The sequence below is a fragment of the Streptomyces sp. CO7 genome (assembly GCF_053474865.1).
The window spans coordinates 81,150-87,046 of the sequence record NZ_JBRIOU010000005.1 but is presented as its reverse complement, the minus strand read 5'-3'; the positions used below and the strand labels follow the sequence as shown (position 1 = coordinate 87,046).

At 76.3% G+C, this 5,897-nt stretch carries 4 protein-coding genes and 1 tRNA gene; 2 read left to right on the top strand and 3 right to left on the bottom strand.

The annotated features are described in order from the left end of the window. Positions 1 to 246: 246 nt before the first annotated feature. Positions 247 to 321: transfer RNA gene (locus ACOV8S_RS18675), tRNA-Cys, on the top strand. A gap of 185 nt (positions 322 to 506) precedes the next feature. After that, a complete protein-coding gene (locus tag ACOV8S_RS18670; RefSeq protein ID WP_448318953.1) occupies positions 507 to 1,094 on the top strand; it encodes a hypothetical protein in 588 nt (195 codons plus the stop codon). 27 nt (positions 1,095 to 1,121) lie between these two features. Here the strand turns inward: ACOV8S_RS18670 and ACOV8S_RS18665 are convergent, their stop codons facing one another. From ACOV8S_RS18665 to ACOV8S_RS18655, 3 genes are read right to left on the bottom strand one after another with little or no spacing between them, the layout of a single operon-like run. Beyond that, positions 1,122 to 3,413 carry a molybdopterin cofactor-binding domain-containing protein gene (locus ACOV8S_RS18665; protein WP_448318952.1) on the bottom strand — a complete coding sequence of 764 codons (2,292 nt, stop codon included), beginning with the start codon at positions 3,411 to 3,413 and terminating at the stop codon, positions 1,122 to 1,124. Then, positions 3,410 to 4,696 (bottom strand): 2Fe-2S iron-sulfur cluster-binding protein, encoded by a 1,287-nt coding sequence (locus tag ACOV8S_RS18660; RefSeq protein ID WP_448318951.1) that lies wholly within the window; start codon positions 4,694 to 4,696, stop codon positions 3,410 to 3,412. The genes ACOV8S_RS18665 and ACOV8S_RS18660 overlap by 4 nt, the downstream gene beginning before the upstream one ends. After that, a complete protein-coding gene (locus tag ACOV8S_RS18655) occupies positions 4,693 to 5,706 on the bottom strand; it encodes an FAD binding domain-containing protein (RefSeq protein ID WP_382551092.1) in 1,014 nt (337 codons plus the stop codon). Before ACOV8S_RS18655 ends, ACOV8S_RS18660 begins: the two co-directional genes overlap by 4 nt. Positions 5,707 to 5,897 lie beyond the last annotated feature (191 nt).

Sequence of the window (5,897 nt, the reverse complement as noted above, 5' to 3'; positions counted from 1 at the left end):
GGCCTTGGGGGTGGCTCCGGGCGGGGCCCCCGGTGGTGTCGCCGCCGCTGCCGCGCGACGGGCCGAGAGGGCGAGGACGGCTGGTCATGCCGCCACTGTAAGGGGCGCGCCCGACAGTGGCTCCTGTCCTCCCCCTGCCGTCGCCGCGGCGGTTCATGAACGGCGTGTGGCAGTCGTGTTGCACGGGGGCCGGATGCCTTGAGGCGGCGTCCCGGGGGTCGTAGCGTCGTACTCGTCGCCACACAGGACCGCGTGCCCGAGTGGCCCAGGGACTGGACTGCAACTCCAGGCACGCGGGTTCGAATCCCGCCGCGGTCTCCACCCACCGTGCCCCGCCCGGCCCCGAGCCCGGCGGGGCACGGCTGCCGCATCATTTCGCTTGGTGACCGGTACATGATCAGTACACTGTGCGCCACCACCCCGATGCCACGTGCCCGGCCGGAGCGGCCGGCCACCGGGGTTCGGGCGCCGGTTCACGGGTTCCGTGCCGGCGAAAGGCGAGACGCATGAGACGACGACCTCCCGCAGCCTGGCCCACCCTGTGCGGTGCTGCCCTGATGCTCACGGTCACGGGGTGCGGAGCATCCGACGACACCGCGAAGGCCTCCTCCCCCTCCGCCTCGCCGTCGGCGTCGGAGAAGCCCGCGGTGGCCATGGACGCGCGGCAGGCGAAGCGGGACCTGCGCTTCGCCACCCAGGACCTCGACGCGAAGGTGGGCGAGATGCCCTCCACGAACAAGGAGGCCTGCAACATCGACGCGCTCGCCGTGAGCGAGGAGGTACCGGGCGAGGCGGAGCTCCGTGCGGTCGTGGACCGGCTCGTCGACCGCGGGTGGAAGATCGAGAACAAGGGCGGCAAGGTGGCCGTCGACGGCACCTTCCTGATGTCCGGTGCGTGGCGGATCATCGCCGGGGCCGACGAGTTGCCGAAGAACCTCCGGCAGGACGCGCAGAAGAAGGGCGGCCTCCTGGTGAGCGCCTCGGGTCCCTGCGACGGAGAGGTCCCCGAGCCCTTGGACGAGGACGACCCGCCCCTCAGCCCGCCCACGCCGCCCATTCCGCAGAAGCCGTACTCGCCCCCGGACGCCGACTGACCCGGCCGAGGGGGCCGGGGCGCCGCTCTACTGTCCGGTGACGACCGCGGCCTGGGGGCGGATGGGCAGGCGGTTGACGAGGCGGCCGGTGGCGGCGCGGACGGCGGAGGCGATGGCGGCCGGCGCGGTCACCACCGGCACCGTGGAGACGGACTTGGCGCCGAACGGGGCGACCACGTCACGCTCCTCCACCAGGCGGACCACCCGCACGTCCGGCGCGTCCAGCGCGGTCGGCAACGCGTACCCGCCCAGGTCGGGGTGGCGCACCAGCCCTCGCTGGGTGCGGAGGTTCTCGGTGAGCGCGATGCCCACGCCCTGCGTGAGCCCCGCCTCGATCCGGGCCCGCACCTGGGCGGGGTTCAGCACCCGCCCCACGTCCTGCGCGACCGCCAGCTCGACGACCCGCACCGCGCCGACCTCGACGTCCACGTCGACGACCGCCCGCACCGCGCAGAAGACGAGACCGACGTAGGCGTCGCCCTGCCCGTCCGCGTCCAGCGGCTCCGTCGGGTGGGGACGGCACTGCGCGGTGGCCCAGAGTTCGCTGCCTTCCAGCGCCTCGACCACCGTGGTGGACAGCAGCCCGTCGTACGAGGTGATCTTCCCCTCGCTGATCTGCAGCAGCTCCGTGGACATGCCGAACTTGTCGGCCAGCGGCTGCAGCAGCTGCGTGCGGACCATCTTCGCGGCGCGCTCGACGGCGCCCGCCGAGACCCAGGTGTGCCGGCCCCGGCTGCCCGCGCCGGCCGGCGGCTGGTCGGTGTCGACGGGGGCGACCACGACGTCCTCGAGCCCGAGGACCTCCTGCACGATCTGCCGGGCCAGCGTGGCGAAGCCCTGCCCGTACTCGACGGCGGCGCACAGCACCGTGCCCACGCCGTCCTTGACCTTCACCGTCGCGGTGGCGACCTCGTCGGAGCCCTCCGCGCCCAGCAGGTGCACCATGCCGAGCCCGTAGCCGACGCCGCGCCGCACCGCGGACGGGTCGCCGGGACCCTCCGGGCCGCCGGGCAGCAGCCACTCCTCGACCGGGGTGTCCTTGGGCAGCTCCGGCATCGGCGCCTCCCGCACCGCGGCCAGCAGCTCGGCGACCGGGGCGGGGCAGGTCACGGTCTGCCCGGTGGGCAGCACGTCGCCGGTGGCGAGCACGTTCCTGGCGCGCACCTCGGCCGGGTCGGCGCCCAGCTTGCGGGCGACCTTGTCCATCTGCGCCTCGTAGGCCGCGCACACCTGCATCGCGCCCTCGCCGCGGACGTACCCCGAGGGCGGGTTGTTGGTGCGCACCGCCCAGCCCTCGACGAACGCGTTGGGCACCACGTACGGGCCGCAGGCGAAGGAGACCGCGGCGGCCAGCGCCTCGGCGGAGGAGTCCGCGTACGCGCCGCCGTCCAGCAGGATCTGCGCCTCCACCTTCACCAGCCGCCCCTGCGCGTCGGCGTGGTGCCGGTAGCGCAGCAGCGTCGGGTGGCGGTGGGTGTGGCCGAGGAAGGAGTCCTCGCGGCTCGCCGCCAGCTTCACCGGGCAGCCGGTGCGCAGCGCCAGCAGGCCGAGCGGCAGCAGGAAGGCGGGGTCCTCACGGTCGGCGTCCGCACCGGGCACGCCGGTGACGACGACCCTGACCCGCTCGGGCTCCAGGCCGAAGCAGGCGGCGGCCGCGTCGCGGTGGGCGTGCGGGTCGGTGGAGCCGACGTAGAACTCGACGCCGCCGTCCGGCCGCGGCACCGCCAGGCCGGCCTCCGCGCCGATGGGGGCGGGGTCCTGACGGCCGATCCGGTAGGTGCCCTCGACGACGATCTCCCCGGTGGCCTCCGGGTCGCCGCGGCGCAGCGGGATGTGCCGCAGCAGGTTGCCGTCGGGGTGCAGCGGCTCGGCCTCGAAGGCGTGCTCGGGGTCGGTGACCGGTTCGAGGATCTCGTACTCGACCATCACCGCGGCGGCGGCCATCCGCGCCGTGTCGGGGTGGTCGGCGGCGACCGCGGCGATCGCCTCGCCGTGGTGGCGCACGATCTCGGAGGCGAAGACGGGGCGGTCGCCCCTGCCCCGACCGTGCAGCGCCTCGCCGGGCACGTCCTCGGCGGTGATCACGGCGTGCACGCCGGGCATCTCGCGGGCGTGCGTGGTGTCGACGGACAGGATCCGCGCGTGCGGGTGCGGGGAGCGGAGCACGGCGGCCCACAGCAGGCCCTCGGCCCACAGGTCGGCGGCGTAGGCGAAGGTGCCGGACGTCTTGGCCTCGACGTCGTCACGGGGCACGGACGCGCCGATGCCGTGGAAGGGAACGCCTTCGTCGGCGTCGACGACGACGGTGTCGTAACTCACGCGTGGCCTCCGTCCTCGGCGTCCTCGTACCCGGCTGCGGACGCGCCGGCCGCGCCGTCGTGGTGATGCTCCTCGCCGCCCGCCTCGGCCTCGGCCTCCGCCTCCTGCCGGGCCCGGCGTTCGGCGACGACCTCCTCCACGGCGTCCAGCACGCCGCCGTAGCCGGAGCAGCGGCAGAGGTTGCCGCTGAGCGCGGTGCGGGCGTCCAGGCGGGTCGGCGCGGGGTTGCGTTCGAGCAGGTCGTGCACGGTCATCGCCATGCCGGGGATGCAGAACCCGCACTGCACGGCCCCGCAGCGGGCCAGCGCACGCTGCACGTCGGAGGGCTGCCCGGTCCCGTCCGGCAGGCCTTCGACGGTGCGCACCTCGCTGCCGGCCGTGGTCACGGCGGGCACCAGGCAGGAGGCGACCAGCCGGCCGTCCACCTGCACGTTGCAGGCGCCGCACTCGCCCTGCGAGCAGCCGTCCTTGGCGCCGGCCAGGCCGAGCCGCTCGCGCAGCACGTAGAGCAGCGACTCGCCGAGCCACGCGTCGGTGACGGGGCGGTCCACGCCGTTGACGCGCAGCACGTAGGAGGCGAGGGGGTGGTCGTCGTGGAGCGGGGCGTGCAGGGGCGGCTCGTCGTCGGCGTCGGCGCCCTCGGCGGCCGCGTGGGGGTCGGCGACGCCCACGGCTCCGGCGCCGTCCGTGCCGTCGCCGGCCTGGGTCGCGGGCGCCTCGCCCGGGACCTCGTCAGCGGGTGCGCCTGCGGTGTCCTCGTGCCCGGGGGCCTCCGGCAGCCGCTCCGAGGCGTCCTCGGGGTGCTGCTGCGGGATCCACGCCTGGGCGTGGTCGGACTCCCAGGCGCCGGGGGCGTGGGCGGTGTTCCACGCGCCGGTGTCGTAGGGCTTCTCGGTCTGCCCCCACCGGTGCCCGGCGTCCGGGTAGCCCGCGGCGTCGGACCACTGGGCGGGGAGCTCCTGGCTCTGCGGCGCCGCGGCGGCCTGGTGGTGGCCGGCGTCCTGGTGCGGGCCCGCGTCCGGCTGGTGCGGCGCGGCGTCCGGCTGGTGCCAGGCGGCGGGCGGCGTCGGCGCGGCCGGGTCGGCGGTGTCCGCGGCGTGCGGGACCGCCGTTATGCGCGGCGGCACGAAGCCGTGGCCGGGGGCGGCGAGCAGCGCGTCGATGCCGCCCTCGGGCAGCTGCACGAAGGCGGTGGCGCCGTCGTCGTACTCGCCCTGGGGCAGCGGGTCCCAGCGGCTCGGGCCGCCCGGGGCCTCGTTCCCCTCGTGCTGGTCGTCGGTCACGACAGAGCCCTCCCCAGTGCTCGCCGGGCCAGCGCGGCGACGGTGCGCCGCAGGTGCAGGACGGCGGGCGGCAGCTGCTGCACGGAGCCGTCCTCGGCGGGGGCCGGGTCGGGGATGCAGGCGGCGGCCACGTAGTCGCCGAAGGCGGTGACGGCGTCCGGGACCAGGGCCCGGTTGTCGTCCCAGTCGATGAGGCCGGCGATCCACTGCTCGGCCTCCAGCGGCCGCAGCGGCATCGGGGCGACGGCCCCGACCGCGCAGCGCACCGAGCGGCGGGCCGGGTCGAGGACCAGGGCGACGGAGGCGCTGGCCCGGCCGGGGCCGGTGCGGCCGGTCGCCTTCAGGAACACCTGCGGGGCGTGCAGCAGCGGGACCCGCACGTAGCCGATCAGTTCGCCGCCGCGGAGCATCTCCACCCCGGCCAGCAGGTGGGAGACGGGCACCTCACGGCGGGCGCCGCCGGGGCCGGCGACGATCACCGTGGCCTCCAGCGCGGCCAGCACGGGCAGCGCGTCACCGGTGGGCGCGGCGGAGGCGATGTTGCCGCCGAGGGTGCCGGCGTTGCGGATCTGCGGCGGTCCGGCCGTGCGGGCGGCGGCGGCCAGGCCGGGGATCAGCGCGGCGAAGTCGGGGCGGCCCATGCGGGCGTGGGTGAGACCGGCGCCGAGCAGGGCGTGTCCGTCCTGGTACTGCCAGCCGCGGATCTCGGCGATGCGGCCCAGGCCGACGAGGGCGGAGGGGCGCAGGCGGCCGGAGTTGACGGCGGCCATCAGGTCGGTGCCCCCGGCGACGGGGACGGCGGTGGGCGTGGCGGCGAGCGCGTCGACGGCCTCGTCCAGCGAGGCGGGCAGCGTGACGGCCTGCGGCGCCTGCGGCGCGTGCGGTGTGTGCGTGGTCAAACCGGCTTGCCCCTTCCCGCTTCCCCCGGCCTGGAACCGCCTCGTGCCTGTTCCGCGGCGTATGGCCGTACGGTACGTGCTGACAGGGCGGACGTGGCAACTCTGGCACATCCCCGTGCCCACCTGTCGCCACCCCCCGCTCCTTTGCCGGGCACGCCGCCCGGGCCGGCACGGCGGCCGGCGGCGCGGGTTCGGCGCCCGGCCCGGCGCGTCACGGCCGCGGCGGGCGGCGCCTCACCGCCCACCGCAGCTGGCGGCGCGTCACCGCTCCCGCGGCAGGCGGCGCGTCACCGCCCCAGCGG

Coding starts and splice junctions, on each gene's coding strand:
- ACOV8S_RS18655 (WP_382551092.1), bottom strand. CDS start 5,706: ATGTGCCAGAGTTGCCACGTCCGCCCTGTCAGCACGTACCGTACGGCC.
- ACOV8S_RS18670 (WP_448318953.1), top strand. CDS start 507: ATGAGACGACGACCTCCCGCAGCCTGGCCCACCCTGTGCGGTGCTGCC.